Raw genomic sequence first — 25550 nt, forward strand, 5'->3', positions numbered from 1 at the left:
CGCGGATGGTCTATGACGCTTGGGATAAATCGTACGTAGTGGCAAACGTGTCAGCGGGACACAAAAAATCGCGGCCCAAAACAAAAAACCGCCAAGCAAGCTGGGCGGTTTTTCGAGCCTTGAACTAACAAGGCAAATCTGGTCGGGGTGAGAGGATTCGAACCTCCGGCCTCTACGTCCCGAACGTAGCGCTCTACCAGGCTAAGCTACACCCCGATCTGTACTGCTGGACTCATACGGTGTTTCAGTCCCGTTCAAGACTGTCTTGCCGTCGAGTAAGAACATAATTCTAGCAGGCTATCTTTGAAAATGGAATCCGGAAATGAAGAAATTGCTGCAGCTGCGGCCATCGCTTCCTGCTTCGCGCACTCGAGTGTGTGATCCAGCGCGCCGGAACGCGTGATCGCCTCGAAAATGGTGTCGAAACGGTCCGTGCCGCCTTGCTCGATGGCTTCCCGCGCGAGCGCCGACTGCTCGGGCGTGCCGCGTTCGATCAGATAAATCAGCGGGAGCGTGGGTTTGCCTTCGCGCAGATCGTCACCGGCGTTCTTGCCCATCGATTCAGCCGTGCCCGTGTAGTCGAGCCAGTCGTCCATGATCTGGAACGCTGTGCCGATGCGGCGGCCGAATTCTGCGGCAGCGGCTTCCGTCTTTGCGTCTGAACCGGCCAGCACCGCGCCGAGTTGAGCGGCGGCTTCGAACAACTTGGCCGTTTTGTAGCGGATCACCTGCATGTAGCGCGCTTCGTCCACGTCGGCGTCGTGCATGTTCAGCAACTGCAGCACTTCGCCCTCGGAGATGATGTTGGTCGCCTCCGACAGGATTTCCATCACGCGCATCTTGCCCACGCCAACCATCATCTGGAACGAGCGGGAGTAGAGAAAATCGCCGACCAGCACGCTCGCAGCGTTGCCGAACAGCGCGTTGGCCGTCTGGCGGCCGCGCCGCAGGTCGGATTCGTCGACCACGTCGTCGTGCAGCAGCGTGGCCGTGTGGATGAATTCCACGACCGCGGCGAGTTCGTGCCGATGCCCGGTGGTTTCGCCCAGCGCGCCCGCCACCAGCAGCAGGAGAGCGGGCCGTAGCCGCTTGCCCCCGGCGCTGATGATGTACTCGGAGATCTGATTGATCAGCATCACGTCGGACGCCAGACGGTGCCGTATGACGCGATTGACCTGCTGCATGTCTTCGGCGATCGGAGCGAGCAGGCTGGCGGCGTTGGAGGAGGGGGTGGCAGTCGACGACATGATGGCTGAATTGGGTAGTGCCGCGAATTATAAGGCGAATCGCGACAGTTCCGGGTCGCAGGCTGCGGCACGGCGCGACGGAGGCAACGGCCACGCCGTGTGCCGGGGCTGGACGGCAAGGCGCCGGGCGGTGCGCGCGGCGACTATCAATGAGTTTTGACCGAGCAGCTAACTCTATGTATAATCACGGATTTCCGCGCGCGGTGCGTGGGAAAAATGAACACAGAGTGAGGTTCTCAATGTACGCGGTCATAAAAACCGGTGGCAAGCAGTATAAAGTTGCCGTCGGCGAAAAACTTAAAGTAGAACAGATACCGGCAGACATTGACGCTGAAATCACGCTCGACCAGGTTCTCGCAGTGGGCGAAGGCGAATCGATTAAGTTCGGTACGCCGCTGGTCAGTGGGGCTTCCGTCAAGGCTACCGTCGTGTCGCAAGGTCGTCACGCAAAAGTGACCATCTTCAAGATGCGTCGCCGGAAGCACTACCAGAAGCATGGCGGCCACCGCCAGAACTATACCGAACTGCGCATCGACGCGATCAACGCGTAAGCGCAACGGTTAAGGAGCAAATCAAATGGCACACAAAAAGGCAGGCGGATCATCCCGCAACGGCCGCGACTCTGAATCGAAGCGTCTCGGCGTCAAGGTCTACGGCGGTCAAGCCATCAACGCTGGCGGCATCATCGTTCGCCAACGTGGCACGCGTATGCACCCGGGCGAAAACGTCGGTATCGGCAAGGATCACACCTTGTTCGCGCTGACGGACGGCCACGTCAATTTCTCGACGAAGGGCGCAGCGAAGAAGCACATGGTCAACGTCGTCCCGGCAGCAGTCTGAGTTTACTCAGGCACGGGCTTCAGGACCGGAAAAAGGCCCCGCGAAGTTCGCGGGGCTTTTTTTATTGCAGCGCTTTTTGTCCGAAGAATCGGCGGATTGCACGGCCAAATCGGCGCGGTTAGCCGATCGGCTGATTGCCCACCGTACGGCGAGCGCGGCAAAATAGCAGCATCTGAAAGCATCAACCCAGCAGCACCATCTAGCAGCACACCACGGGACGGAGTTACGCATGAAGTTCATTGACGAAGCGAGGATTGAAGTCATCGCCGGCGACGGAGGGGATGGCAGCGCGTCGATGCGCCGCGAGAAATTCGTTCCGTTCGGCGGCCCGGATGGCGGCGACGGCGGGCGGGGCGGCAGCGTGATCGCGGTCGCGGACCGCAACATCAACACGCTGATCGACTACCGCTACGCGAAAAAACATTTGGCGCGCAACGGCGAAAACGGCCGCGGCGCGGACTGCTACGGCAAGGGCGGCGACGACATCACGCTGCGCATGCCGGTCGGCACGACCATCAGCGATATGGAAACCGGCGAGTTGATCGCCGATCTGACCGAGCACAACCAGAGTGTGCAGATCGCACAAGGCGGCGCGGGCGGTCTCGGTAACTTGCATTTCAAATCCAGTACGAACCGCGCGCCGCGTCAGAAAACCGACGGCAAGCCCGGCGAGCGCCGCATGGTGCGCCTCGAACTGAAGGTGCTGGCCGACGTCGGTCTGCTCGGCATGCCGAACGCCGGCAAGTCGACCTTCATCTCCTCGGTATCGAACGCGCGGCCGAAGATCGCCGATTACCCGTTCACAACACTCGCGCCGAATCTCGGCGTGGTGCGTGTCGGGCCGAGCCGCAGCTTCGTGATTGCCGACATTCCTGGCCTGATCGAAGGCGCGGCGGAAGGCGCAGGCCTTGGTCACCAGTTCTTGCGCCACTTGCAGCGGACCGGCTTGCTGTTGCATATCGTCGACCTCGCACCGTTCGACGAAGCCGTCGATCCCGTCGCGGAAGCCAAGGCGATCGTCAACGAACTGCGCAAGTACGACGAGCTGCTCTATGAGAAGCCGCGCTGGCTCGTGCTCAACAAGCTCGACATGGTGCCTGAAGACGAGCGCGAAGCGCGCGTGTCGGCATTCCTTGAGGGCTATGGTTGGGAAGGCCCGGTGTTCGAAATCTCGGCGCTGACCGGCCAGGGCTGCGAAAGTCTTTGCTACGCGGTGTATGACCACATCGCCGCGCATTCGGACGCGCAGCGCGCGGCGGAAGCCGAAGATCTCGCTGCCGACGTGCGCTTCCGCGCAAAGCCGGACGCACCGGCCGCCGCGTCGGACGACTCGAGCGTCGACCCGCAGTAAAAACAAGCCTGAGCGCCGGCGCCTGCACGGGCTGCCGGCATGCATCACGCGTCATCTTGGGAGACCGCGCACAATGCGTTCCGTCATCGCAGATTCACGGCGATTGGTAGTGAAAGTCGGTTCGAGCCTCGTTACGAATGACGGGCGCGGCCTCGATCATGCTGCGATCGGTCGCTGGGCCACGCAGATTGCCGCGCTGCGCGCGCAGGGCAAAGAAGTAGTGCTGGTCAGTTCGGGCGCCATTGCCGAAGGGATGCAGCGGCTCGGCTGGACCAAGCGGCCACGCGAAATCGACGAATTGCAGGCGGCCGCGGCTGTCGGTCAAATGGGTCTCGCGCAAGTCTACGAAAGCCGCTTTGCCGAGCATTCGATCCAGACCGCACAGATTTTGCTGACCCACGCCGATCTGGCCGACCGCGAACGCTATCTGAACGCGCGTTCCACGTTGCTGACGCTGCTGCGTCTGGGTGTCGTGCCGATCATCAACGAGAACGACACGGTCGTTACGGACGAGATCAAGTTCGGTGACAACGACACGCTAGGCGCCCTGGTCGCCAATCTGATCGAAGGCGACGCGCTCATCATCCTCACCGATCAGCAGGGGCTTTTTACCGCCGACCCGCGCAAAGACCCGAACGCAACGCTCGTTCAGCAGGCCGATGCCGGTGCGCCGGAGCTCGAGGCAATGGCAGGCGGCGCGGGTTCGAGCTTGGGCCGAGGCGGCATGCTGACCAAGATTCTTGCCGCTAAACGCGCGGCGCACAGCGGCGCCAATACGGTGATCGCGAGCGGGCGTGAAGCTGACGTGTTGTCACGGCTCGCCTCGGGTGAGGCGATCGGCACGCAGTTGATCGCGCGCACTGCACGCATGGCGGCGCGCAAGCAATGGATGGCCGATCACCTGCAGGTGCGTGGCCACGTGGTGATCGACGACGGCGCAGTCCAAAAGCTGACCGAGGGCGGCAAGAGCTTGCTGCCGATCGGTATCGTCGGTGTGCAGGGCGCATTTGCGCGCGGCGAAGTGATCGCTTGCCTGAGCGCGGCAGGGCGTGAAGTAGCGCGCGGCCTGACGAACTACAGCAGCGCGGAAACCAAGCTGATCCAGCGGCGTCCGAGCGGCGACATTGAATCGGTGCTCGGCTATATGCTGGAGCCTGAGGTGATTCACCGCGACAATCTTGTGCTGGTCTGACTCCCGGGCACGGTTCGCACGACAGAAAAAAAGCCGTTCCAGCGCAAGCTGGAACGGCTTTTTCATATTCACGACGGCTTCCACTTTCGAAGAAGTCAGCGCGCGAAAACTGCCTTAGTGAACCAACGAAGTCTGCGTGCGCTTGTAGCGGATGTTCTCGACAATCTGCTTGGCGTTGCCCGTGGGCATCTTGTTCGCGCACAGGTAGTCCTGATACAGCGCTGCCTGATAGGCGTTCAGCGTGCCATTTTCAATGCGCCTGAAGTCGTTAGCGACGGTCTGGTCCCAGCCGTCGTGATCGGCGTTCAGCCCCGCATACTGGCGCCATTCATATGTGTCGCAGCGAATGCCTTCGTAGTTCACGTTGTGCGCGCCGCTCGGGCTCGTTACAACGACGGTGTAGCGCACGACGCCGTCGGTGCCGACAGTAAGCGAATTTCTATCGATAGCAAAATGCAGCGGTGTATTGCCCGAAACCTCGAAGGGTAGAAGATTCGAGTCTTGCGGCAGCGGCGGCAAGGCGTCCACCTTGTTTTCCACCCAGGTGCTCGGCCGGTCCAGCAGATAGGCAAACGCGCTGTCGTCTTTATTTGAGGGTTTGCTGGCGCAACCAGCCAGCAGGGCGCCGGTGGCGACGCACGCCACGACGAGAGCAAGTGCTTTCAATATGGTTTCCTCGAAACACTGGTGCGGTTCATTGAACCGCACCAGCAGAGGCGGCGTGGACAGCCGCACAGAATTGTTAATTGCGCACGCCAGGTCGGAACAGCGAGCCGGCGGTTTCGCGTTCCGATTCGTCTTCGTGTTCCGACGCGGAGCCAACTTCGGCAACCGACCCGGAACCCGGACCGCAATCAGACACGATCGTCGTGTGAATCGACGTTTCGATGCTGAGTGTGGTCACCGAGGTGGTGACCGTCATCATCGTCGAATCCGGCGGACTTTCCATTGACGACGCTATCCGGGGATAACGCGGCCCATGGTGCCCGCCAGGTTTTTCCGCACGCGGCGCAGCCCGGCGCATGAAACGGGATAGCTCCGTCAGCGCCAACTGATACACATCCCGCTTGAACTCGATCACACAGTCGAGCGGCACCCAGTACTCGTTCCAACGCCACGCATCGAACTCAGGGTGGTCGGTGGCGCGCAAGCAAATGTCGCAATCGCGTCCAACCATCCGGAGCAAAAACCAGATTTGTTTCTGGCCGCGGTAATGACCGCGTACTTCGCGCTTGATGAACTTGTCAGGCACCTCATAACGCAACCAATCGCGCGTGCGACCGATCACCTTGACGTGCTCAGGAAGCAGCCCGGTTTCTTCGTGTAACTCCCGATACATCGCTTGCACGGGGGTCTCTCCGTACTTGATGCCCCCTTGCGGAAACTGCCAGGAATGTTCACGGAGCCGTTTGCCCCAAAACACCTCGTTGTGCGCGTTCAAGAGGATGATGCCGACGTTCGGGCGAAAGCCTTCACGATCCAGCATACAACCACCTTCGAATCCTTTAAAATTGCTTTGATTATAAACAGATAACGGACCCGACGCACCGATTCGCACCAGATTGGAACGATTCGCCGCAAAAGGCCCGCGTTTGCGGTAGCCTGTCAGTCTTTCCGTGCCTTATCCCTTGCTGCAAAGGCTTTGCGCGGCGGCTTCGGCGCCGCGATCGGGCCGGTTTTGCCGGGGTTTTGCCTGGTATGCGCAGGCTGTTTGCCGGGTCTGAGCCGAATTCCTGGTCAGACTTTGGCCGGATATGCGGCGCGTCCGTGCCGGCGTGAGGCCGGGTCTGTGTCGGTTTCCCCACCGTTTTCACCTTTCGGGCGGTCCCTCCGGAGCCGCCGCTTTTGGAAAATCTGAATGAAAGCTTCCCGTTTCTTTATCGGCACACTGAAAGAAGCGCCCGCCGACGCCGAGATCGTCAGCCACAAGCTCATGGTGCGCGCCGGCATGATCCGCCGCGTTGCCGGTGGCATCTACAACTACCTGCCGGTCGGCCTGCGTTCGATCCGCAAGGTGGAAGCCATCGTGCGCGAAGAAATGAACCGGGCAGGCGCGATCGAACTGTTGATGCCTTCGGTGCAGCCGGCTGAACTGTGGCAGGAATCGGGCCGTTGGGAAAAATACGGCCCTGAACTGTTGCGCTTCAAGGATCGCAAGCAATCCGATTTCGTGCTCGGACCGACGCACGAAGAAGTGGTCACGGACATCGCGCGCGGCCAGATCAAGAGCTACCGCCAGTTGCCGGTCAACTTCTATCAGGTCCAGACGAAGTTTCGCGACGAGATTCGTCCGCGTTTCGGCGTGATGCGTGGCCGCGAATTCATCATGAAAGACGCGTACTCGTTCGACAAAGACGCGGAAGGCCTGCGCGAGTCGTATCGCAAGATGTACGACGCGTACGTGCGCATCTTCACGCGCCTTGGTCTGGATTTCCGCGCAGTGGCAGCAGACAACGGTTCGATCGGCGGCAGCGGTTCGCATGAATTCCACGTGATCGCCGACACCGGTGAAGACGCGATCGCGTATTGCCCGACCTCGGAGTTCGCCGCGAACGTTGAGGCGGCCGAAGCGTTGCCGCTGTACGCGGAACGCGCAGCGCCGACCGAAGAGATGAAGAAGACGGCAACGCCGGGGAAAGCCAAGTGCGAGGCCGTCGCCGAGCTGCTGAACATCCCGCTTGAGCGCACGATCAAGTCGATCATCCTCGCCACGGAAAACGAAGGCGCCGAACCGACCATCTGGTTGCTGATGCTGCGCGGCGATCACGAGCTGAACGAGATCAAGGCAAGCAAGCTGCCGGGTCTGGCGGACTTCCGCATGGCGACCGAAGCCGAGATCATCGAGACCTTCGGCACGCCGCCGGGTTACCTCGGCCCGATCAACACGAAGAAGCCGATCAAGGTCATCGCGGATCGCACGGTCGCGAACATGAGCGACTTCGTGGTGGGCACGAACGAAGTGGATTACCACACCACCGGCGTGAACTGGGGCCGCGATCTGCCGGAGCCGGTCGTCGCTGATATCCGCAATGTGAAGAAGGGCGATCCGTCGCCGGACGGCAAGGGCGTGATCGACATCTGCCGTGGCATCGAAGTCGGCCACGTGTTCCAGCTCGGGAAGAAATACTCGGAAGCGATGAACGCGACCTGTCTCGACGAGAACGGCAAGCCGCAGCCGATGGAAATGGGCTGCTACGGCATCGGCATCACGCGTATTCTGGGCGCGGCGATCGAACAGAATTTCGACGACAAGGGCATTATCTGGCCGGAGTCGATCGCACCGTTCGAAGTCGTGCTGTGCCCGATGGGTTACGACCGCAGCGAAGCCGTGCGTGAGCAGGCCGACAAGCTGTACGCGGAACTCGTCGAAGCGGGCATTGATGTGATCCTCGATGATCGCGGTGAGCGTCCGGGCGTGATGTTCGCCGACTGGGAGCTGATCGGCGTGCCGCATCGTCTGGTGATCGGCGATCGTGGTCTCAAGGACGGCAAGCTCGAGTATCAAGGCCGCCGCGACGCTGAAGCGACGCTGCTGCCGGTCGAAGACGCCGCTCAAACGGTGATCGGCAAGGTTCGCGCTGCATTGGCGCAATAAGCGGAGCGGACGGTGGAGTACACCTTCGTATCTGCGACCGTCCTGCTGATTCTGATCACTGATCCGCTAGGCAACATTCCGCTCTTTATCAGTTGTCTGCGGAGCGTATCGCCCAAGCGGCGCACGATCGTCATTCTCCGTGAGGTGGCGATCGCCTTTGCGATCCTGCTGATCTTCATGGTGGTCGGCGACCGCTTTCTGCGCATGATGAGTCTGACCGACCAGTCTTTGCGCATCGGCGGCGGGATTGTGCTGTTTCTGATTGCACTCAGAATGGTGTTTCCGCATCCGGACGGCCCGTTCGGTGGCGACACGCGAGGCGGCGAGCCGCTCATCGTGCCGCTCGCCATTCCGGCATTGGCGGGTCCCTCGGCGCTGGCGACGGTGATGTTGCTGACGTCGCAGGCACCCGGCAAGATGTTCGAATGGATCGGCGCGCTGACCGTCACGATGGTCGTCTGCGCGATCGTGCTGATGCTGGCGGAGCGCATTCAGGCGTGGCTCGGCGAGCGTGCCATGATGGCCTTCGAACGGCTGATGGGATTGGTGCTGGTGGCGATCTCAGTTGAGATGATGCTCGGCGGTATCCGCTCTTTTGTGCATCAACTTTGAGTGAGGTCTGGTGCGGGGTTCAGCACGGCCACGTGGGCGCAGCAGTGCTATCAACCACCAGCCTGAAAAACAAAAAGCGGCCGTAGGCCGCTTTTTTTACGCCGATGCGCGCCGTAAATGGCGCCGGCAGAACAACCAGGCTTTAAGCCCCCTCGGTCAACGCCCGAATGGTCGGCAGGTTGCGCCAGTAGCCCTTGGCGTCCATCCCGCAACCGAACACGTAGCGATCCGGCACTTCGAAACCACAGTAGTCCGGGCGCAGCGGCTTCGCCTTCGGAATGATCTTTTCGCACAGCACCGCGCTCAGGAAGCGCTTAGCGCCCATCGCGAGGATGCGATCGCGGATCGCGGCCATCGTCTCGCCTTCGTCGAGGATGTCGTCGAGCACCAGCACGACGCGATCCTTTACCGACTCGGCCGGCGCCACGCGCCACTGCATCTCGTTGCCACCCTTGGTGGTGTTGCGATAGCGGGTCAGGTGGATGTAGTCGAACTCGAGCGGGAAATCGAGGTGCGGCAGCAGCATGCCGGTGAACACCGCCGCCCCGCCCATCACCGAAAGTACGAGCGGAAAGTCCTCGCTCATCTCGTTGCGGATGGCGGCAGCCATGCCGCTGATCGACGCGTTGACGTCGTCGGCCGAAACGATTTCTTCGGAGTGGCTAAAAATATGGAGAGCTTCTTCGCGGTTCATGACGTCTGACGGGCGGTAACTGTATACATAGTGTGGGTGAGAACGGCGGCGTGCGGTACAGAATAAACCCGCAGAAATCCGGAGTCAGCCACGCGTGCCGTAATTCACACACGGGGACACGCGCGCCGCCGTCTTGCTAAAGCTTAGCGCATGCCGGGCATCATGCCCTTCATGCCGCGCATCATCTTCTGCAGATTGCCGCCCTTCAGCTTCTTCATCATGGTGCGCATCTGGTCGTATTGATTCAGCATGCGGTTGACTTCCTGCACCTGCACGCCCGCGCCGGCGGCAATGCGGCGCTTGCGCGTGGCCTTGATCAGATCGGGCTTGGCGCGCTCGAGCGGTGTCATCGAATTGATGATGCCTTCCATGCGGCGCATCTGCTTTTCGGCCTGGCCCATGTCGGCGCCGGCGGCGGCTTGCTGGAACTGGGCCGGCAGTTTGTCCATCAGCGACGACAGGCCACCCATGCCCTTCATCTGGGTTAGCTGCGCGCGGAAATCGTTGAGGTCGAAGTCGCCGCCTTTCTTGACCTTGTCGGCGAGCTTCTGCGCGGCCTGTACGTCTACGCCTTTCTGCGCTTCTTCAACGAGGGCGAGAATGTCGCCCATGCCGAGAATCCGGTTCGCCATGCGATCCGGATAGAAAATTTCGAGGCCATCGAGCTTTTCGGCGACGCCGACGAACTTGATCGGCTTGCCCGTCACGTGACGCACGGAGAGCGCCGCGCCACCGCGTGAATCGCCGTCGAGCTTGGTGAGGACGACGCCGGTGAGCGGCAATGCGTCGCTAAAGGCCTTCGCGGTGTTGACCGCATCCTGGCCGAGCATCGCGTCGACGACGAACAGCGTTTCCGCCGGTTTCAGCGTGCTGTGCAGCGCGGCGATTTCGGCCATCATCGCTTCGTCGATACCGAGACGGCCGGCCGTGTCGACCAGCAGCACGTCGTGGTAGTGGCGCTTGGCCCAATCCACCGCGGCGATCGCGATATCCACCGGCTTCTGATCCGGTTCCGACGGGAAGAAGTCCGCGCCGACCTGCTCGGTCACCGTCTTCAACTGCGCAATAGCAGCCGGGCGGTAGACGTCGCACGAAACGGTGAGGACCTTCTTCTTGTATTTCTCGCGCAGGAGCTTGGCGAGCTTGCCGACCGTGGTCGTCTTACCGGCGCCTTGCAGACCCGCCATCAGGATGACGGCCGGCGGCGTGACGGCGAGATTCAGCTCGACTGCCTTGCCTTCATAGTCGCCACCGATGATCGCGGTCAGCTCGCGTTGCACCACGCCGACCAGCGCCTGGCCCGGGGACAGGCTGCTGATCACCTCTTCGCCGAGCGCTTTTTCCTTCACCTTGGCGATGAACTCGCGCACGACGGGCAGCGCCACGTCCGCCTCGAGAAGCGCGAGGCGCACTTCGCGCAGCATTTCCTGGGTGTTCGCCTCGGTGAGCCGGGCTTCGCCGCGCAGCGTCTTGACGACGCGCGCCATCCGTTGAGTCAGATTGTCGAGCATGGGGAGCGATGAACAGTGCGGCCGGAGCGGGGCGCGATGCGGGAGACGTCGCGGAGCAGGGGCCTAGTGTAAACTTCGAATATGGATATTGTACTGTATGCCCTCACTGCGCTCCTCTACGGCGGTCTCGCCGTGGCCGGCTGGCGCTCGCACCGGCACGCCGCCTTGCGCCCCATGCTCGAGAGCGTGCCGCCGGTGCCCGTCTCCGCGGGCATCCCGGCCTCATCGGCCGCTTCGGGCATGAGCACCTCGGGCCGCGCGCTGCTGTTTGTCGCGCTGCTGGCCCACGGCGTGCTGCTGCACACCACCATCTTTCCCCAGAACGCGATGGTGTTCGGTTTCGCGTTCGCGCTGTCGGCGATGTTCTGGCTCGGCGCCGGCATCTACTGGATCGAGAGCTTTTTCTTTCCACTCGACGGCTTGCGCCTGCTGGTGTTGCCGCTCGCCTGCGTCGCTTCTTTATTGCCGCTGGCGTTCAACGGCGTGCGCGTGCTGCCGTATTCGGCCGCGCCGATGTTCAAGCTGCATTTTCTGATCGCCAATATCGCGTACGGTCTGTTCGCGATCGCGGCGCTGCACGCGGTTCTGATGCTGCTGGTCGAGCGGCGCCTGCATGCCATGCGCGGCGGCATGTCGCAACGCAATGCGGCTGCGGCGGGCAACGGCTGGCTGTCAAGCTGGCTCGACACCTTGCCGCCGCTGCTGACACTTGAAAAGCTGCTGTTCCGTCTGATCGGCGCCGGCTTCGTGCTGCTCACGCTGACGCTGGTATCGGGCATTCTGTTCAGCGAGCAACTGGTCGACCGCGCCTTGCGGCTCGACCACAAGACCGTCTTCGCGATTCTCTCGTGGGTGATGTTCGGCGCGCTGCTGACCGCGCGCAAGGTTTCCGGTTGGCGCGGCCGTGCGGCATTGCGCTGGGTGCTGGCGTCGTTCGTCGCGCTGTTGCTGGCGTACGTTGGCAGCCGTTTCGTATTCGAGGTGCTGTTGCACCGTGCTGTAGTGTGAGTGTCCTGCTATGCGACAAATTTTTCTGCTGATCCTGTTGTTCATTGTTGGCCAGTGGCTGGTCAAAGCGCTGCGTCGTCATGACGCGCAAGCGTCGCAACGCACCGGCGCCGGTGCGAATGGCGCCGCGGGTGCCGGCGGTGCAAGAGGCCAGAGCGGTCCGAATGGCGGCGCGCGTGGGCCCAATGCGCCGCAAGCGCAGCCCCAGCTCGCCGAGCCGATGATCCGTTGTGCCGAGTGCGGCGTGCACGCGCCGAAGAGCGACTCCGTGGTGGTGGCGGGGCAGCCTTTCTGCAGCGCCGCGCACGCGCAGCGTCATGGCGCGCGTCCCTCGGGCCGCGACGCCCGATGAGCGTCGAGTTCACCGTCGATGCAGACGGTTGGGTCACCGCCGCACGCAAGCTGCCATCGCCGAATTTCGAAGCGCGGCCCGAAGGGGCCGTGCCGACGCTTATCGTCGTCCACAACATTAGCTTGCCGCCCAATGAGTTCGGCGGCACGGCGATCGCCGAACTGTTCCTGAATACCCTCGACTGCGACGCTCACCCGTACTACGACACGCATCTGCGCGGCGTGCGGGTGTCGGCGCATTTCGTGATTCATCGCGACGGCGCGCTCGAGCAATTCGTGTCCTGCAACGAGCGGGCATGGCACGCCGGGCCGTCGAATTTTTTCGGCCGCGAGCGCTGCAACGATTTCTCGATCGGCATCGAGCTTGAGGGCAGCGATACGACTGCTTTCGAAGCGGCGCAATACCGCACGCTCGGCACACTTGTGACGGCGCTCAAGGCTCGCTATCCGGTCGAAGGGCTCGCAGGTCACTCTGACATCGCCCCCGGTCGCAAGACCGATCCAGGGCCCCATTTCGAGTGGCAGCGTCTGCAACGCGACACCGCGTTGGCGGATCAGTACTTCCCCTATCTCAAGTTTTCCAAAACGCTGTAACGACCCTTCGCGCAACCTCGCGTGATGCGAGGAGAACAAGGCGCCGCCTTGTTCTCCGGGGAGTCGGCTTCGCGTCGCGCTATGCAAAAGTCAAGCCTTTGAAAGCAAATAAAACGATTTGACCTGTCTTGAAACTACACTATACTTGGTGCCAGAAATTCAGTTTCGCACTATATCTTGTGTCCAGTGTGTATAACTCTGTGCATAACTGAGTGCATAAGTCTGCGGCGCCCCGCTTCCTGAGCACGGCGCCGCAAGCATTCCGGGCAGCGAAAAATATTCCTGCGGCGTGGCCGGTCGAGAGAACCGGCAGCGTCCAGAAGCATTCAGGAAAAGGGCATAGCAAGTGATCGCGACACACATGGTGAAGACCGTTATCAATTCGAACCAGGCTTCACCGCTGTCGCATCCCGCCACCCGGCTCAGCCGGCCTTTTTCCTGCACCCCATCGCTTGCGCACGCGGCGGCGCAGCGTTCGTTTTAATCCGCGGTTACCTCCGCAACATTTCCAAGACCAGGAGCTTTGCACATGCAAACCACCGACAACGCGACGACCCGGTACGAGGGTTCACCGGCTGGCCAGGCCTTCGGCCAGACACAAGGCGCCCAGGCGCTCGCGCCGCAAGTGACCTACGCCGACTACAAGGTGATCCGTCGTAACGGCAGCGTGGTGTCGTTCGAGCCGTCGAAAATCGCCATCGCCGTGACGAAGGCATTTCTGGCCGTCAACGGTGGTCAAGGCGCGGCGTCGGCTCGCGTGCGCGAACTGGTCGAGCAACTCACGCAGAACGTGGTGCGCGCACTCGTGCGCAGCCGTCCGAACGGCGGCACGTTCCATATTGAAGACATCCAGGATCAGGTCGAACTCGCGCTGATGCGCGGCGGCGAACACAACGTCGCGCGTGCGTACGTGCTGTACCGCGAGAAGCGCACCCAGGCGCGCGGTCATGACGACCAGATCGTCGCCAGCACGCCGGGTCTGAACGTTACCGACAACGGCGTGACGCGTCCGCTCGACATGGCTGCGCTGCGCGGCATCATCGAACTGGCTTGCTCGAACCTGGGCGACGCCGTGAGCGCCGATCCGATCATCGCGGAAACGGTCAAGAATCTGTACGACGGCGTGCCGATGGCCCAGGTATACGACTCGGCAATTCTGGCTGCCCGCACGATGATCGAAAAGGACCCGGCATACAGCCAGGTCACCGCACGCATCCTGCTGCACACGATCCGCCGCGAGATCCTCGAAGAGGAAGTCACGCAAACGGAAATGGCCGACCGCTATGCCGAGTACTTCCCTCAGTTCATCAAGCGCGGCATCGGCGCCGGCCTGCTCGACGACAAGCTCCAGCAGTTCGACCTGAAGCGCCTCGGCGCCGCGCTCGACAACAGCCGCGACCTGCAGTTCGGCTACCTCGGTCTGCAAACGCTGTATGACCGCTACTTCCTGCATCACGACGGCGTGCGCATCGAAATGCCGCAGGCATTCTTTATGCGTGTCGCAATGGGCCTGTCGCTGAACGAGATCGATCGCGAAGCGCGCGCCATCGAGTTCTACAACATCCTGTCGAGCTTCGACTTCATGTCGTCCACGCCGACGCTGTTCAATTCGGGCACGCATCGCTCGCAACTGTCGTCGTGCTACCTGACCACGGTCGACGACGACCTCGACGGCATCTACGAAGCGCTGAAGGAAAACGCGCTGCTGTCGAAATTCGCCGGCGGTCTGGGCAACGACTGGACGCGCGTGCGTGCTCTGGGTTCGCACATCAAGGGCACCAATGGCAAGTCGCAAGGCGTCGTGCCGTTCCTGAAGGTCGTCAACGACACGGCTGTCGCCGTGAACCAGGGCGGCAAGCGCAAGGGCGCGGTCTGCGCGTACCTGGAAACGTGGCACCTGGACATCGAAGAATTCCTCGAGCTGCGTAAGAACACGGGCGACGACCGTCGTCGCACCCACGACATGAACACGGCGAACTGGATTCCCGACCTGTTCATGAAGCGCGTGATGGAAGGCGGCGACTGGACACTGTTCTCGCCGTCCACCTGCCCGGACCTGCACGACCTGTTCGGCGCGGAATTCGAAACGGCTTACACGGCTTACGAAGACAAGGTCGCGCGCGGCGAGATCAAGCTGTTCAAGAAGATCCCGGCGGCGCAACTGTGGCGCAAGATGCTGGGCATGCTGTTCGAAACCGGCCACCCGTGGATCACGTTCAAGGATCCGTGCAATGTGCGTTCGCCGCAACAGCACGTCGGTGTCGTCCACTCGTCGAACCTGTGCACGGAAATCACGCTGAACACCAGCGACGCCGAAATCGCCGTCTGTAACCTGGGCTCCGTGAACCTCGTCGCTCACCTGAAGGAACAGGCCGACGGCACCCTGGCGCTCGACCACGAGAAGCTGAAGCGCACCGTCAGCGTCGCGATGCGCATGCTCGACAACGTGATCGACATCAATTACTACGCAGTCGCCAAGGCGCGTAACTCGAACCTGAAGCACCGTCCGGTCGGCATGGGCATCATGGGCTTCCAGGACTGCCTGCACCTGCTACGCACGCCGTACGCGTCGCAAGAGGCGGTTGCGTTCGCCGATACGTCGATGGAAGCGGTCTGCTACTACGCTTACTACGCGTCGACGGAACTGGCGCAGGAACGCGGCCGTTATTCCAGCTACCGCGGCTCGCTGTGGGATCGCGGCATCCTCCCGCAAGACTCGGTGAAGCTGCTGGCCGAAGCGCGCGGCGGTTATGTCGAAGTCGATTCGAGCGAATCGATGGACTGGACCGAACTGCGTTCGCGTATCGCCACCTACGGCATGCGCAACTCGAACTGCGTCGCCATCGCTCCGACGGCGACCATCTCGAACATCATCGGCGTGTCGGCCTGTATCGAACCGACGTTCCAGAACCTGTATGTGAAGTCGAATCTGTCGGGCGAATTCACGGTGGTCAACGACTACCTGGTGCGCGACCTGAAGGAACGCGGTCTGTGGGACGAAGTGATGGTCGCCGACCTGAAGTACTTCGACGGCACGCTCTCGCGCATCGACCGCATCCCGGCCGACCTGCGCGCGATCTACGCGACCGCGTTCGAACTCGATCCGGTGTGGCTGGTCGAGGCGGCTTCGCGTCGTCAGAAGTGGATCGACCAGGCGCAGTCGCTGAACATTTACATGGGCGGCGCGTCGGGCAAGAAGCTCGATGAGATCTACAAGCTCGCATGGGTGCGCGGTCTGAAGACGACCTACTACCTCCGCACGATGGCGGCGACGCACGTCGAGAAGTCGACGGTGGCGCACGGCGCGCTGAACGCGGTGAGCTCGGGTGGCGGCGAAGGATCGGGCGGTGCGGGTGGTGTCGGCGGCGGCGCGGCAGGTGGCTTCGGCGCGAGCGGCGGTGCAGCTTCGGGCGGCATCCAGGTTGCGGCGGCAGCGCCGGCAATTGCGGTCGAAGCAGCGCCGGAAGCAGATGGTCCGGTGTGCATGATGCGTCCGGGCGATGCTGGTTTCGACGAGTGCGAAGCTTGCCAGTAAGAAGCCTCGCAACTACCGGGTAAGCATGAAGCAGGCGGCAGGATCGCTGCTTGCTAAACGGGTTGTAGGTAAAGACCCGAATGCAGCGATCAGCAAGCTTGATAGAAGTGATGCATAAGCGAAGTAGACGAGCGGCGCAGCGAAACGAAATCGACGTTGCGCCGCTCGTCGAAAAGCAGCGAAGCACGACAAGCAAATGAAGTCGTGAAGCGGCAGACAAACAGCAGGCAAGCGGTAAGCAAGTAGTAGATGACGCAGTCAGCAGTCGGCAGCACAGACGAAGCGCTCGACATGAAGCGCTCAGCAAACGCTCCGGTCGAAGGTCGATCGACACAGCCGGCCCGATGCATCGCTCGACATTGCATTGAACTTCACCTCGCCAGCACGGACGAACAGGCAATCGCGGGACAGCCGGAACGTCAGCACGAGGCAGCAGGAAGCAATCGCAAAACGCTGCAAGCACGCTCCGCAATACAGATAGATAGAGCAGCGAAACGTCGCTTCGACACGTTGCTCTTCGAGCTCGCGAAGCACCTCGACGACACGCGTTCAACTCGCTTCACATGAGGCGACACACACAGTCTGTTGAACAAAGTGTTGTATGAACGTAGCAACGCGAATCGAAAACAGGATTTTTCATCAGCGAACTCTTTTATCGCTCGTGAAAAGATGGTACAAACCGTTCTAAATTGATGGTGACATTTATGCTCAACTGGGATGACGAGATCACTGCCGTAACTCCCTCGAGCGCTACGCAACAGAATGTGTTGCGCAACGCTGCGGGATCGGCTGTCGGTTCGCAAGTCGGAACGCGTTCCGCTCCTCACGCTCCCTCGGCTCAAGACATCTTCGCGAACGACATCGCTGTCGCTCCCGTCGCTCATGTGACCCACGCTGCTACCGGAACGGCTGCCGCCTCCGAAGCGCGAGTCAATGTCGCCGACAAACGCATCATCAACGGCCAGACCGACGTCAATCAGTTGGTGCCGTTCAAATACAAGTGGGCCTGGGAAAAGTATCTGGCTGGTTGCGCCAACCACTGGATGCCGCAAGAAGTGAACATGTCGCGCGACATCGCCCTCTGGAAAGACCCGAACGGTCTGACCGAAGACGAGCGCCGCATCGTCAAGCGCAACCTGGGCTTCTTCGTGACGGCAGATTCCCTGGCCGCCAACAACATCGTGCTGGGCACCTACCGCCACATCACGGCGCCCGAATGCCGCCAGTTCCTGCTGCGCCAGGCGTTCGAAGAGGCGATCCACACGCACGCTTACCAGTACATCGTCGAGTCCCTGGGTCTCGACGAAGGCGAAATCTTCAACGCGTATCACGAGGTTTCCTCGATCCGCGCGAAAGACGAATTCCTGATTCCGTTCATCCATACGCTGACCGACCCGGCCTTCAAGACCGGCACGCTCGAGGCAGACCAGACCCTGCTGCGCTCGCTGATCGTGTTCGCCTGTGTGATGGAAGGCCTGTTCTTCTACGTCGGCTTTACGCAAATCCTGGCGCTGGGCCGTCAGAACAAGATGACCGGCGCGGCGGAACAGTACCAATACATCCTGCGCGACGAGTCGATGCACTGCAATTTCGGCATCGACCTGATCAACCAGATCAAACTCGAAAACCCGCAACTCTGGACGGCTGAGTTCCGCGCGGAAATCCGCGAGATCTTCCAGCAAGCGGTCGAACTTGAATATCGTTACGCAGAAGATACGATGCCGCGCGGGGTGCTCGGCCTCAATGCGTCGATGTTCAAGAGCTATCTGCGCTTCATCTGCAACCGCCGTTGCCAGCAGATCGGTCTCGATCCGCTGTACCCGAACGAGGAAAACCCGTTCCCGTGGATGAGCGAGATGATCGACCTGAAGAAGGAACGCAACTTCTTCGAGACGCGAGTGATCGAATATCAGACTGGCGGCGCGCTGACCTGGGAGTGATCCGGGTTCGTGTCGCAGATGCATTCATTTTGGGGATGCCGGCAGGCTTCGGCCGCGGCAATTTAGTTAGGAGCAGAACCGCCTGATGCAAATTGTGCCCAGTGCGCCGCGTGCCTTCGCGGCCCACAAACATGACTGGCACTTTGCGAACCCTTCAGTGGGATGGGCAAACTTCCCCCCGGAAAAAGCCGCTGGCGTCGCCGCCAGCGGCCCGATCAAGCAATTGCCGGCGTTGAGATCCAGCGCCGACCAGATCTGGCGCGCGGTGCCCAAGGGCACGGCGCGCCTTACCGCATTCATTAGCGTAAGCGCGCAGCACCTGCGTACGCCGATGAATAGCCCGCTTCGTAGCGCGCGCCCTGAGAAGCGTCCGCGGGAAGCGGGTTTTGACGAAGGGTGTAGTTTGAACTGACTCTCATCTGAAAACCTGAAGGAGAAAATGATGGCAACTATCAAGAAAGCAGCAGCTAAGAAACCCGCAGCGAAGAAAGCTGCTCCGGCTAAGAAGGCCGCTCCGGCGAAAAAAGTCGCTGCCAAGAAAGTCGCAGTGAAGAAGGTTGCAGCGAAGAAGGCTGCGCCGGCGAAGAAGGTCGCTGCCAAGAAGGTCGCAGTGAAGAAGGTTGCAGCGAAGAAGGCACCGGCAAAGAAGGCAGCGCCGGCTAAGAAAGCAGCAGTGAAGAAGGTTGCAGCAAAGAAGGCAGCACCGGCGAAGAAGGCCGCAGCAAAGAAGGCGCCGGCTAAGAAGGCTGCTGCCAAGAAGGCTGCGCCTGCCAAGAAGGCTGCTGCCAAGAAAGCTGCGCCTGCCAAGAAGGCTGCCGCCAAGAAGGCTGCGCCTGCTAAGAAGGCTGCCGCTAAAAAGGCTGCGCCTGCGAAGAAGGCTGCCGCGAAGAAGGCCGCTGCTCCTGCCAAGAAGGCTGCCCCTGCGAAGAAGGCTGTTGCCAAGAAGGCTGCTCCTGCTCCCGCTGCGACGTCTGTCTCGAGCGCACCGGCGGCGACGGTGAAGACCGCGCTGAACCCGGCAGCTGCATGGCCGTTCCCGACGGGCAGCCGTCCGTAAGCAGTAGAAGTACTTCGACACGTCGTACTGTGTGTCGATGATCGAGTAGCGCTTGAAGCAACATCACCGAGCGCTACTCGGTCAGGGTCCCGTTGCCGGGTTTCCGGCGACGGGATTTTTTTTGCTCGGGCGAAGGCGCGGGCTTGGAGAAACGAGTTCAAAACCCGCAGGCGAAAAAAAAACGCATGCACAGTGAAGGCATGCGTTTGAGGTCGTCGCGGCGGCGCGTGAAGCGCGGCCGCACGAGAGGGGAAACCTAGTGCGTGACGCGCGTGACGCCGCCGCTGGAAAGCAGACGGACGCGTTCGCCGGCGCGGAAGATTTCGCCGGTAGCGCTTTGCGTGATCGCGCGCATGTCGCCGTTATCGAGTCGCACGGTGATCTCGAGGCCGTCGTGCACCGCAACGCCGTTCTCGACCGCATTGCCTGCCACCGCGCCGGCCAGGCCGCCGATGATGCCAGTCACGATCGAGCCGCGACCGCCGCCGATCGCGCTGCCGGCCACCGCGCCCAACGCACCGCCGCCGATCGCACCCAGGCCGCTCGGCTGGCCGTTGTTCGAACTGATCTTCACGGCCCGAACGCTGTCGACGGTGCCCATGCGGACCGTCTCTTCGCGCTGTGCCTGCGACGCCGTGTAGACGTCGGCAGAACTGCTGTTGTACGCACACCCCGACATGGCCAGCGAACCGGCAATCAAGGCGGCCACTACCACGCGACTCGTTGTTCTCATTCCCTAACTCCAATAGCTTGCGGCATTACTGCAGGTCGTATCCGAACGCCTGCTTGAACCGTTCGTTGATCTCCGCCCGGTTGGGCGCGTAGTTTTGCGGGCCCTGGTGTTCGATCTTCAGCGCGCCCATCAGGCTCGCCAGACGCCCCGTGGTCGCCCAGCCAAGCTTGTTCTCGATGCCGTAGAGCAAGCCGCCGCGGAACGCGTCGCCACAGCCCGTAGGGTCGAGCACCTGCTGTGCCTTGACCGCCGGAATGGCTTCGATGCCGCCAGCATGATGGATCTGCGCGCCTTGTTCGCCGAGCGTGACAATCAGCGCTTCGACCTTGCCGGCGATCTCTTCGATCGACCAACCCGTTTTGTTGCTCACCAGTTTGGCTTCGTAATCGTTGACAGCTACGTAAGTAGCAAGTTCAATCATGCGGCGCAGCGACTCACCGCTGAAGAGCGGCAAACCTTGGCCTGGATCGAAGATAAACGGCACGCCGGCCGCTGCCAGGTGCTCGGAATGCTGGATCATGGCGTCGTAACCGTCCGGTCCGACGATGCCGAGCGTAATGCCCTTCGCTTCGTCAGCGCGGTTCAGATGCGCCTGCATCATCGCGCCCGGGTGGAACGCGGTGATCTGGTTGTTTTCGAGGTCGGTGGTGATCATCGCCTGGGCCGAGTACGTGTCCGGCACCACCAGCACGTTTTCCGTCGAGAGGCCGAGCTCCTTGAAGCGGTCCATGTAGAGCTGCGCGTCGATCGCGCCAAGCGCGCCCATGATGCGCGCGTTGCCACCGAGCAGATGCAGCGAGTAGGCAATGTTGCCCGCGCAGCCGCCGAACTCACGGCGCATCGTCGGCACGAGGAAGCTCACGTTCAGGATGTGGACCTGCTCCGGCAGGATGTGCTCCCGAAAGCGGCCTTCGAAAGTCATGATGTTGTCGTAGGCGAGCGAACCGCAAATCAGCGTAGCCAAGGCGAGCGTTCCTGTAAAAATCGATAAAGAGAATGGGCACGACGATGTGACAGCGCCGCGCATGAAGCGCGGCGCCGGGGTTCGTGCGCGAAGGTTTTACTTCAGCGCGGCAAGCGCTGCGTCGTAGTTCGGCTCGTTCTTGATTTCGCCGACCAGTTCAGCGTGCACGACCTTGTCGTTTTCGTCGACGACCACCACGGCGCGTGCCGTCAGACCCGTCAGCGGGCCGCTCGTGACATCCACGCCATAGGCTTGCGCGAACTCATGGCCGCGGAATGTGGACGCCGTCACGACGTTCTCGATGCCTTCTGTCGTGCAGAAGCGCGAGGCGGCGAACGGCAGGTCGCCCGACACGACGATCACAGCCGTGTTGCTCAGCTTGGCTGCAGCCTCGTTGAACTTGCGGGTCGAGGTGGCGCAGGTCGGCGTGTCGAGGCTCGGGACGATGTTCAGCACCTTGCGCTTGCCGGCGAAGTCGGCCAGCGACAGCGGCTTCAGATCCTTGCCGACCAGCGAGAAGGCGGGGGCATTCTGGCCCACGCTCGGGAACGTGCCGGCTACTTCGATCGGGTTGCCACCCAGCGTAACTTGACTCATGTTGTCGTGCTCCGAAAATTCGTCAGTGATGACGGTGAACACGCCCGGTCAGTGCCGGGCGCGCGAGGATGCGTTACGGATAAAAAATCTGTACGCGGAAATTGGACGCGACCGCATTGCCCGTGTCGAGATGCACGATCATGGTCTGGGTCGTGTGCGCCGGCAGTCCGGCCGCGATCGGCGTGCCGGGTGCGACGTAGTCTTGCGGCCACAACACGCGGCGCACGGCGACATTGTTCTGGTCGTCGAGCAGCGTGAGTTCGATGGCCGGGTAGGCCAGCGCAACATTGGCGCGGTTGCGCAGCGGCATCTTCAGTTCGAGCTTGTGCGGGCCGTCGATCTGCCGCAGGTCGGACGGCTCGACCTGCAAACCGTCGATGTCGTGCGGCGGCGTGATCTGGCAGCCGAGCTGTGCGCAGGCCTTTACGTAGAGCGTCTGCGAGCGTGGGAAGTAGACCTGCACGGTTTCCCGCTGCCACCAGGCGAGTTGCGCGAGCAGGGCGATGACCAGCAGCGCGGCGACCACCGAGCCGAAGATGATCCAGCCGAGGCGGCGCGGTTCGGCCGGGCGTGTTTCGCGTACTACCGGGAAGGGATCGACGCCGTCATGCACCGGTTGGACCGCGAAGGGTTCGCCGCTCGATCCAAATGAGGCCGGGCTTGGGCCCGAACCACCGCCCGTGCCGCTTGCACCCGTTCCGGCCGCCGCAGCTACGCTTGCAGCGCCTACGCCTGCCGCACCTAAGCCGGCCGCACCGAAATGCGGTTCATTGTCAGGAATGCCATGCAAGCTGGCCGGCTCGCGCAAAACCGGCTCGTCAGCATCAGCAAGATGTTCGGAAGGACGTTCGGTCTTGTGCCAGACCCGTGGCGCTGCTTCCGCAGACGGATTGGCCTCGGGGGCGAAAGGCTCACGCGGCAGCTCCGCGGGCGACTCGGCCTCGTGGGCGACGGGTTCGAGCGGCGCGTTCGCGAGACTGGGTTCGTGGTCGGTAGGAATCGGTGCGGTGAAGGCGCTCGCCGGCAGTTCCGGCTCGGTAGCGTGACGCGGGGTGACCGCAACGCCTGCGCCGGTGGAGATCGGCGTAAGCGGCAGATTGCTGGCGTTGTGAAGCAGGCGGTTGTCGATCGCGGCGTCGGGCGCCGGTGCCCACGGATCCCACGCTTCAGCGCTGAAATCGGGGCCCTTGGGCCGTATACCGGACAAAGCCTCGATCGCCGCAGCCGCGGCAATGGGTTTGGCGGCGGAGAAGTCGCCGGCCTCGTTCAGTTCGAACAGGCTGCTCGATGCGTCGAATACTTCATGGCAATGCCCGCAACGCACGAGGCCGCGGCGCAGCGCGAGCTGCGCCGGTTGCAGGCGGAAGACGGTTTCGCAGAAGGGGCAACGCGTCGCCAGGAGCATATTGAGCCGGTAAGCCGAAAGGCCGTTGGTTGGACAATACGCCTTATTCTAATGGCTTTCGCGGCGCGTTCCCGTCAGGCATACCCAACCTTCGTGTTCGCGCCATACGCCGATGTCGATCCATCGCGAGTAGACCTGCGCCACTTCGTCCGCCTGGCGCGCCAGAATGCCTGACAGCGCGATCCGGCCACCCGGCTTGACCTTCGACGACAACATCGACGCCATCAGCTTCAGCGGGTTGGACAGGATGTTGGCGACCACGATATCGAACTCGCCGGTGGGGCATTCGTCTGGCAAACCGTATGTGACTTCCACCCGGTTGCGTTCGCTGTTGTGACGCGCTGATTCGACCGCCTGCGGGTCGATATCGATGCCGTACACCGGGTTGGCGCCGCACTTCCTCGCGAGGATCGCGAGGATGCCCGAGCCGCAGCCGTAGTCGAGCACGGATTGCTCCGCCTTCACCGACTGCTCCAGCCATTCCATGCACAGACGCGTAGTGGGATGGCTGCCTGTGCCGAACGCGAGGCCCGGATCGAGTTCCAGCACGAGTGCGTCAGGGTCCGGCGCGTCGTGCCACGAGGGCACCACCCAGATGCGCTCGCCGATCGAAATCGGATCGAATTGCGACTGCGTGAGACGGACCCAATCCTGCTCTTCGACTTCACGCACGGTAAACGATGGCGCGCTTTCCAGCCCAATTTCGTTGGCCGCCGCCGTGAGCAGCACCGCCGGCTCCTGTTCCGGCGCGAGCAGTGCGATCACGCGCGAACGCTGCCATGCCGTGCGATCCGGCGTGAGACCGGGCTCGCCGAACAGCGGCTGCTCGTCGGGCGTGTCAGCGTCCGCATCTTCAACCGATACGGACAATGCGCCCAACTCGAGCAGCGCGTCGGAGAACTCCTCCGCGTGCTCGCGTGCCAGCTCGGCGATCAGTTCCCGGTAGCTCATGACTTACGCTTCTTCCGGCGCGGCCTGCTGCTTCGCGGCCAGGCGGTTTTCGAGGTAGTGAATGCTGGTGCCGCCTTCCACGAACTTCGCGTCCAGCATCAGCTCGCGATGCAACGGGATGTTGGTCTGGATGCCTTCCACCACCATTTCCGACAGCGCGATGCGCATCCGCTTGATCGCCTGCTCGCGCGTCGCGCCATAAGCGATCAGCTTGCCGATCATCGAATCATAGTTCGGCGGCACGAAATAACCATTGTAGGCGTGCGAATCGACGCGGATGCCGGGGCCGCCCGGCATATGCCACGACGTCAAACGTCCCGGCGACGGCGTGAACTTGAACGGATCTTCCGCGTTGATCCGGCATTCGATCGCGTGACCCTTGAACACGATGTCGCGCTGGCGGAACGCGAGCTTCTCGCCCGCCGCGATGCGAATCTGTTCCTGCACGATGTCGACGCCCGTGATCAGCTCGGTCACCGGATGCTCGACCTGCACGCGCGTGTTCATTTCGATGAAGTAGAACTCGCCGTTTTCGTACAGGAATTCGAACGTACCCGCGCCAAGATAGCCCATCTTCTTGCAGGCGTCCGCGCAGCGATCGCCGATGCGATCGATCAGGCGGCGCGCGATGCCCGGCGCCGGCGCTTCTTCGATCACTTTCTGGTGACGGCGCTGCATCGAGCAATCGCGCTCGCCGAGCCAGACTGCGTTCTTGAACGAGTCGGACAGGATCTGAATTTCGATGTGCCGCGGGTTCTCCAGGAATTTCTCCATGTAGACCTGCGGGTTGCCGAACGCACGTCCGGCTTCTTCGCGCGTCATGTTGACCGCGTTGACCAGCGCCGCTTCGGTGTGGACCACGCGCATGCCGCGGCCACCGCCGCCGCCGGCGGCCTTGATGATCACCGGGTAGCCGACCTGGCGGGCAATTTTCACGATCTCTTTCGGATCTTCCGGCAATGCGCCTTCAGAACCCGGCACGCAAGGCACGCCGGTCTTGATCATGGTTTGCTTGGCGGTCACCTTGTCGCCCATCATCCGGATGGTTTCCGGGCGCGGGCCGATGAAGGTGAAGCCGGACTGCTCGACGCGCTCGGCGAAGTCGGCGTTTTCCGACAGGAAGCCGTAGCCGGGGTGGATCGCTTCGGCGTCCGTCACTTCGGCCGCGCTGATCAGCGCCGGCATGTTCAGGTAGCTCAGATTCGAAGGCGCCGGGCCGATACAGACCGCCTCGTCGGCGAGCTTCACGTACTTGGCTTCCTTGTCGGCTTCCGAATAGACGACGACCGTCTTGACGCCCAGTTCGCGGCAGGCGCGCTGGATACGAAGCGCGATCTCGCCACGATTGGCAATGAGAATTTTTTCAAACATAG

General features: G+C 61.9%; 24 protein-coding genes and 1 tRNA gene. 13 read left to right on the forward strand and 12 right to left on the reverse strand.

Going from position 1 to position 25550, the window contains the following annotated elements; all coding sequences use genetic code 11:
• Window positions 1–139: 139 nt before the first annotated feature.
• A tRNA-Pro gene (locus R8871_RS34765) sits at window positions 140–216 on the reverse strand.
• A gap of 38 nt (window positions 217–254) precedes the next feature.
• Window positions 255–1247: a polyprenyl synthetase family protein gene (locus R8871_RS34770; protein ID WP_054040757.1), complete on the reverse strand. Its 993-nt coding sequence runs from the start codon at window positions 1245–1247 to the stop codon at window positions 255–257.
• Window positions 1248–1486: 239 nt separating this feature from the next.
• Between R8871_RS34770 and rplU the strand changes: the two genes are divergently transcribed.
• From rplU to proB, 4 genes are all read left to right on the forward strand, one after another.
• The gene (rplU, locus tag R8871_RS34775; RefSeq protein ID WP_007180329.1) at window positions 1487–1798 is read left to right on the forward strand and encodes a 50S ribosomal protein L21; all 312 of its coding nucleotides are present in this window, start codon (window positions 1487–1489) and stop codon (window positions 1796–1798) included.
• Window positions 1799–1823: 25 nt separating this feature from the next.
• Window positions 1824–2087 carry a 50S ribosomal protein L27 gene (gene rpmA / locus R8871_RS34780; protein ID WP_007180330.1) on the forward strand — a complete coding sequence of 88 codons (264 nt, stop codon included), beginning with the start codon at window positions 1824–1826 and terminating at the stop codon, window positions 2085–2087.
• Window positions 2088–2316: 229 nt separating this feature from the next.
• Complete coding sequence (cgtA, locus tag R8871_RS34785; RefSeq protein ID WP_175054463.1) at window positions 2317–3438, forward strand: Obg family GTPase CgtA; 1122 nt, start codon at window positions 2317–2319, stop codon at window positions 3436–3438.
• Window positions 3439–3511: 73 nt separating this feature from the next.
• Complete coding sequence (proB, locus tag R8871_RS34790; RefSeq protein ID WP_175054464.1) at window positions 3512–4630, forward strand: glutamate 5-kinase; 1119 nt, start codon at window positions 3512–3514, stop codon at window positions 4628–4630.
• Window positions 4631–4744: 114 nt separating this feature from the next.
• Here the strand turns inward: proB and R8871_RS34795 are convergent, their stop codons facing one another.
• Together R8871_RS34795 and R8871_RS34800 are read right to left on the reverse strand one after the other, a co-directional pair.
• Window positions 4745–5296 carry a CNP1-like family protein gene (locus R8871_RS34795; protein ID WP_175054465.1) on the reverse strand — a complete coding sequence of 184 codons (552 nt, stop codon included), beginning with the start codon at window positions 5294–5296 and terminating at the stop codon, window positions 4745–4747.
• Window positions 5297–5372: 76 nt separating this feature from the next.
• Window positions 5373–6116, reverse strand: coding sequence for an RNA pyrophosphohydrolase (locus R8871_RS34800; protein ID WP_175054522.1), 744 nt, complete (start codon window positions 6114–6116; stop codon window positions 5373–5375).
• A 372-nt stretch (window positions 6117–6488) separates the two neighbouring features.
• Here R8871_RS34800 and R8871_RS34805 point away from each other — a divergent pair, with 372 nt between their 5' ends.
• Together R8871_RS34805 and R8871_RS34810 are read left to right on the forward strand one after the other, a co-directional pair.
• A complete protein-coding gene (locus tag R8871_RS34805; protein WP_175054466.1) occupies window positions 6489–8225 on the forward strand; it encodes a proline--tRNA ligase in 1737 nt (578 codons plus the stop codon).
• Window positions 8226–8237: 12 nt separating this feature from the next.
• Window positions 8238–8837, forward strand: a complete 600-nt coding sequence (locus R8871_RS34810; protein WP_175054467.1) for a MarC family protein — start codon at window positions 8238–8240, stop codon at window positions 8835–8837.
• Between the two features lie 142 nt (window positions 8838–8979).
• On the opposite strand, the gene R8871_RS34815 is transcribed toward R8871_RS34810, so the two are convergent.
• Window positions 8980–9531 (reverse strand): hypoxanthine-guanine phosphoribosyltransferase, encoded by a 552-nt coding sequence (locus R8871_RS34815; RefSeq protein WP_012434394.1) that lies wholly within the window; start codon window positions 9529–9531, stop codon window positions 8980–8982.
• 143 nt (window positions 9532–9674) lie between these two features.
• Window positions 9675–11042 carry a signal recognition particle protein gene (gene ffh, locus R8871_RS34820; RefSeq protein WP_175054468.1) on the reverse strand — a complete coding sequence of 456 codons (1368 nt, stop codon included), beginning with the start codon at window positions 11040–11042 and terminating at the stop codon, window positions 9675–9677.
• A gap of 81 nt (window positions 11043–11123) precedes the next feature.
• Between ffh and R8871_RS34825 the strand changes: the two genes are divergently transcribed.
• The 7 genes from R8871_RS34825 to R8871_RS34855 all read left to right on the forward strand — a co-directional run bounded on the left by R8871_RS34825 (window position 11124) and on the right by R8871_RS34855 (window position 19527).
• The gene (locus tag R8871_RS34825) at window positions 11124–12050 is read left to right on the forward strand and encodes a cytochrome C assembly family protein (RefSeq protein WP_175054469.1); all 927 of its coding nucleotides are present in this window, start codon (window positions 11124–11126) and stop codon (window positions 12048–12050) included.
• 10 nt (window positions 12051–12060) lie between these two features.
• Window positions 12061–12402 (forward strand): PP0621 family protein, encoded by a 342-nt coding sequence (locus R8871_RS34830; protein ID WP_154558133.1) that lies wholly within the window; start codon window positions 12061–12063, stop codon window positions 12400–12402.
• Complete coding sequence (ampD, locus tag R8871_RS34835; RefSeq protein ID WP_175054470.1) at window positions 12399–12995, forward strand: 1,6-anhydro-N-acetylmuramyl-L-alanine amidase AmpD; 597 nt, start codon at window positions 12399–12401, stop codon at window positions 12993–12995. Before R8871_RS34830 ends, ampD begins: the two co-directional genes overlap by 4 nt.
• Before the next feature lie 529 nt (window positions 12996–13524).
• Window positions 13525–16530 (forward strand): ribonucleoside-diphosphate reductase subunit alpha, encoded by a 3006-nt coding sequence (locus R8871_RS34840; RefSeq protein ID WP_175054471.1) that lies wholly within the window; start codon window positions 13525–13527, stop codon window positions 16528–16530.
• A 704-nt stretch (window positions 16531–17234) separates the two neighbouring features.
• On the forward strand, window positions 17235–18470 hold the full coding sequence (locus R8871_RS34845; protein ID WP_054040807.1) for a ribonucleotide-diphosphate reductase subunit beta: 1236 nt from the start codon (window positions 17235–17237) through the stop codon (window positions 18468–18470).
• An 85-nt stretch (window positions 18471–18555) separates the two neighbouring features.
• On the forward strand, window positions 18556–18882 hold the full coding sequence (locus R8871_RS34850; protein WP_093645212.1) for a hypothetical protein: 327 nt from the start codon (window positions 18556–18558) through the stop codon (window positions 18880–18882).
• A 30-nt stretch (window positions 18883–18912) separates the two neighbouring features.
• Window positions 18913–19527 (forward strand): histone H1-like DNA-binding protein, encoded by a 615-nt coding sequence (locus tag R8871_RS34855; protein WP_093645210.1) that lies wholly within the window; start codon window positions 18913–18915, stop codon window positions 19525–19527.
• Window positions 19528–19783: 256 nt separating this feature from the next.
• On the opposite strand, the gene R8871_RS34860 is transcribed toward R8871_RS34855, so the two are convergent.
• From R8871_RS34860 to accC, 6 genes are all read right to left on the reverse strand, one after another.
• Complete coding sequence (locus R8871_RS34860; RefSeq protein ID WP_175054472.1) at window positions 19784–20260, reverse strand: outer membrane lipoprotein; 477 nt, start codon at window positions 20258–20260, stop codon at window positions 19784–19786.
• Between the two features lie 25 nt (window positions 20261–20285).
• Window positions 20286–21224, reverse strand: a complete 939-nt coding sequence (locus R8871_RS34865) for a carbohydrate kinase family protein (protein ID WP_175054473.1) — start codon at window positions 21222–21224, stop codon at window positions 20286–20288.
• 96 nt (window positions 21225–21320) lie between these two features.
• Window positions 21321–21821, reverse strand: a complete 501-nt coding sequence (tpx, locus tag R8871_RS34870) for a thiol peroxidase (protein WP_097390444.1) — start codon at window positions 21819–21821, stop codon at window positions 21321–21323.
• A 73-nt stretch (window positions 21822–21894) separates the two neighbouring features.
• Window positions 21895–23226 (reverse strand): zinc-ribbon and DUF3426 domain-containing protein, encoded by a 1332-nt coding sequence (locus R8871_RS34875; protein ID WP_175054474.1) that lies wholly within the window; start codon window positions 23224–23226, stop codon window positions 21895–21897.
• 48 nt (window positions 23227–23274) lie between these two features.
• Window positions 23275–24177, reverse strand: a complete 903-nt coding sequence (gene prmA, locus R8871_RS34880) for a 50S ribosomal protein L11 methyltransferase (protein ID WP_175054475.1) — start codon at window positions 24175–24177, stop codon at window positions 23275–23277.
• Between the two features lie 3 nt (window positions 24178–24180).
• Window positions 24181–25548 (reverse strand): acetyl-CoA carboxylase biotin carboxylase subunit, encoded by a 1368-nt coding sequence (accC, locus tag R8871_RS34885; protein WP_054040733.1) that lies wholly within the window; start codon window positions 25546–25548, stop codon window positions 24181–24183.
• Window positions 25549–25550: the final 2 nt, after the last annotated feature.

It is taken from the genome of Paraburkholderia sediminicola, assembly GCF_902859805.1.
Classification (GTDB): Bacteria; Pseudomonadota; Gammaproteobacteria; order Burkholderiales; family Burkholderiaceae; genus Paraburkholderia; species Paraburkholderia sediminicola.